Source organism: Allomuricauda sp. F6463D (assembly GCF_023015965.1).
Lineage (GTDB): Bacteria > Bacteroidota > Bacteroidia > Flavobacteriales > Flavobacteriaceae > Flagellimonas.
The window spans coordinates 1-3,961 of record NZ_JALKAN010000006.1 but is presented as its reverse complement, the minus strand read 5'-3'; the positions used below and the strand labels follow the sequence as shown (position 1 = coordinate 3,961).

The following is a 3,961-nucleotide window of genomic DNA, read 5'->3' as shown; positions in this document are numbered from 1 at the left end:
AGTGGCCAACAAACTACTCAAACAGTCCTTTGCCATTGCGAAATCAGGCAGGCCGTACGATGAATCGTATGTTTCGGTGTTGCCAAGGTAGTTTTTGATAAAAACAGCATAGAAATGGCCCGGGGAATTTGATTTATGGACCTATGGGCCTGGAACAATAGTGTTTCGGATTAAAGAAGAATTTACTTGTTTTTTACCTCAGTTCTTTGTTGTAGGTAGTTTTTTATTTTATTATTAAGTTTTTACAATTACAATTTTTATTTCGATTTAACCAGCTTTGACATTTTTCACAAAAAACTTTACGATAGAATGAAAGTATATTTTCCGCAAATGAATTGACCTCATAATTACTCAATGATATAGACCATTCATTGTAATGTGCGCCTAATAAATTTCTAATATGAAGCAATTTATCAATTTCTTCTGTTGTAATATTTAGTTCAGTTTTTTTGAAATGCTTTTTTATACCTGGCCATAAGTCTCCGATTGTATATTTATCTTCAAATTTTCTCTGAATACTAGTATTCAAATTCATACTCAATTTATTACAAATTGTTTCTAAAAATAGACCAGCTTGTGAAGCGATGATTTGTGTGTTTTTTGTTTTCAAAGCTTCTTGAAGTACATTGTTTTCTTCGTCGTTGTCGATTTCTAAAATTTGTGGACCAGACACAAAATCCCAACGATAAATCTCAATTTCTTTAAACGTATGTGAGTTTCTTCTGAAAACACTTCTTATTTGATTTAGCCATAATCTGTCATGAGCAGAAATAATTAACTGCCAATCTCTAAATTCTTTAACTAGATAATCTAAAAAATTTAACCTAATTGTTGAGTCTACACTCTGTAGAACATCATCAAGAATAAGAAGCTTACTTTGACCATACTTATTAGACTCTTTAATGATTGAAGTGTAGAGAAGTAAAATTAGAAGGTCAAGATTTGCTTCACTAAAAATAGAATTTGGGGTAACTGTTTTATTATTCTTCAGAGTAACTTTAATTTCAAAAGACACTTCTGTTAATTCACCAATTAAAACTTTAATATCCTTTATAAAATTAACTGTACTAATATTTTTAAATGCTTTTGTCAGATGTTGTGATGCTTCAGATAAAAATTTTTTTACTTCACTTTTTTTAGAATCCTTTGAAGGCGAATTAATTCTTTTTATGTTTTTTATTTGTGTCTCAACATTTCTTATGTCAATTGAAATTTTAGATAAATATTCACTAATTCTAACTGCTTTTTCATTAATTCCTTTCAGATTACCTGTTTTTTTCAAAGAACGGTATTGACTATTTGTTAAACCTTTTCTAACTTTATGTTTAACAAAATGATTAAATTCATTTGTATTAGCTGATGGGATTTTTTCAATATCTATTTTTAAAGATTTTGCTAAATTCTCAATTTCATTTCTACGTTTAGTTTTTAATTGAATCCTTTCTTTATCTAAATTTTGAATTAACACATTATCAAACGTATTTTCATTATCAGTTGATGAACTATTATAAATAAATTTCCAGAATAATACTTGTTTGCTTTGTACAGGTGTGTTAGAATAACTAATTATATCATTTCTTCTTAATGCAATAGGTGCAATTTGAAAATTTGGATGAAGTTTCTGATAACTTTTCTCAAATTTATATTTTTCCTTTTCTTCATCAAATGTTACAACTATGTTTCTTTCGTTTGTTGAATTGTTTTCTAAAGTACAAATTGTTTTAGAGCCATTCAGCACAGGTTTATTTAATGAAATTGCAAACGCTCTAAATTCATTTTTTAATGAATCACTTCTTTCTATTTTACCTTGTAAGTTAAATTCAATTGCATCAATTATAGAAGATTTTCCTGAACCATTATCTCCAAAAATTAAAGTAGAAATAGGCTTGTTGTTTTTGTCAGTGAAATTGAAAGACTGTTCATTTGGAATTCCTCTGAATGATGATATGTGTAAATTCTTTATTTTCATTTCAAATTACCTACAACGTTTACTGTATGGTGTCGTAGCATCCCGCAGGGTGCTATGCACTATACAGATTGTTGTGCTTTCGTGTTTTTAATTTTGATTGTCAATAAAGGTTCTCATAAGTCTAATTGATTCACTCAACTGATTCTCGTCAAATCTCATATTATGAGTGTTTTCAGGATGGTGTATCTGATGTCGAATATATTCAGTCAATACTTTATGTTCAGTGAGTGTTGAGCCATCTCGCCTGAGGCGAATATATTCTATAGTTTCTTTACCTGTTTTAAAATCATTTATTAGACCCTCACTTTCCAAAAAGCCATATAATTCATTATGATATTCTTCTGTAATTTCCTCGAATGCAGTAAAATTCACTTCATTCAGTGAAGGATAAGGAAGTTGACCTTGTGAAACGGAGTTTACTGCCTTTCCTCCATCTCCAGCCTGTATTAACCTTAAATGGTCAAAAGTCATTTTTTTGACAATCACGGGGCTGTGTGTTGTCAATAAGATTTGAGTATTATCTGCGTCTGATAACTCAATCAATGCTTGAATTAATAGCTTTTGATGCGCTGTGTGTTGCGATGTTTCTGGTTCTTCAATTGCATAAATTACGCTCGGAACATTTCTTTCCCTTCGTCTCCGTTCAGCTTCTGCTCTAAAGAAGTTTAAAAGAATAAGTCTTTTCACACCACTTCCTCTTTTGTTAATAGGAATGTCTTCGTCACCAGTAATAGAAACCTTCTTAAAAACGTCATTCCATTTCAAACTGTCTGATGAAGGGATAACAGGATTTAAACTATCTGCAATTTCAGGATTCATTTCGCGTAGTTTTTCTAATGTTAAACCCGCAACTTCTTGTAATTTTCCTTCAACAAGTTCTGCCACACCTGCCAATGTTTCCTGGATTTGACCATCGTTCATTATTTGTCTTACAGCTTCATTCAAAGGGTCTTGAACCTCATTGTCCCCATCGCTATTTTTTCGGTCGGACTGGAAGAGCGTATAAAGAGGTAAGTAATTTTCCAATTTATCCCAAATTGATTTCGTTTCTCCTTTAGTAACATCAATTTCAATTTCCGTTAGGTCAAGGTTTTCTGAATGATGAGACCATACTGCTGCTCTCATAACAGCATTTATAGTTCGGTTTTCGCATTCAATTTCACTATCAGCAATAATTTTTTGAAGAGCTTTTTGTGTTTTTAGAAGGAGGTCAGAGCAATATTCATTTGTTGGATGATTAGCTCTTATAAATACTTTCTCACTACCACCGTTGCTATATCTCTTTATAATTTCTAAATGACCGTTTTCATTCAAAAGATATTCACTTTCTAAAGAGGTTTCATTTGTGCTATCAATAACAATTGAATCAGGAAACTGGTCAAAAGTTAAAGATATTTCAGTGATTTTATCTCCATTGGATAAACAAGATTTATTTACATCATCTTTATCCATTTTTATTGCACCTTTTCCTTTATTAAAGAAAACATCAAGAGCTTCTAATATTGTAGATTTTCCTATATCATTTTTACCAACTAACGTAGTCAGGTTTCCTACAGAAATTTCAATTTGCTCTTGATAGCTTCTGAAGTTTTTAATTTTTATAGTTAGTAGTCTCATAGTTTACTGTTGATTGGTTTTTTGGCATGAAGCACAACGGTTAGTGTATGAAACGTAGCGTATAAAAATACGGTAAGTTTCGGTTTATTACTTAGCCAAATCTGCGATTTGGCAATTACATTTTTCTTTTCATTATTGCCAAATCGCAGGTTTGGCGGAGCTGGCAAATGCAAACAAACTTTCGATTTAGCACTTGCCAGCTATGTTTTATACACAACTTAAGTTTGATTCTCATTAAATTGATGTAATAATCAGAAAGAACAAAAGAGAGAATTAAGGTTAGTATATACGGTGAAGCTTCGGACTTCGACAACATTGATAATCCTCTCTCTTTTACTACTCCAAGCACGTTCAGTTCTGTGAGACCTTAGATCT

Annotated in this window: 2 protein-coding genes; both read right to left on the bottom strand. The window is 31.2% G+C overall.

Going from position 1 to position 3,961, the window contains the following annotated elements; all coding sequences use genetic code 11:
- Positions 1-223: 223 nt before the first annotated feature.
- Complete coding sequence (locus MWU56_RS16390; protein WP_247046484.1) at positions 224-1,969, bottom strand: AAA family ATPase; 1,746 nt, start codon at positions 1,967-1,969, stop codon at positions 224-226.
- A gap of 87 nt (positions 1,970-2,056) precedes the next feature.
- Positions 2,057-3,586 (bottom strand): ATP-binding protein, encoded by a 1,530-nt coding sequence (locus MWU56_RS16385; RefSeq protein ID WP_247046482.1) that lies wholly within the window; start codon positions 3,584-3,586, stop codon positions 2,057-2,059.
- Positions 3,587-3,961: the final 375 nt, after the last annotated feature.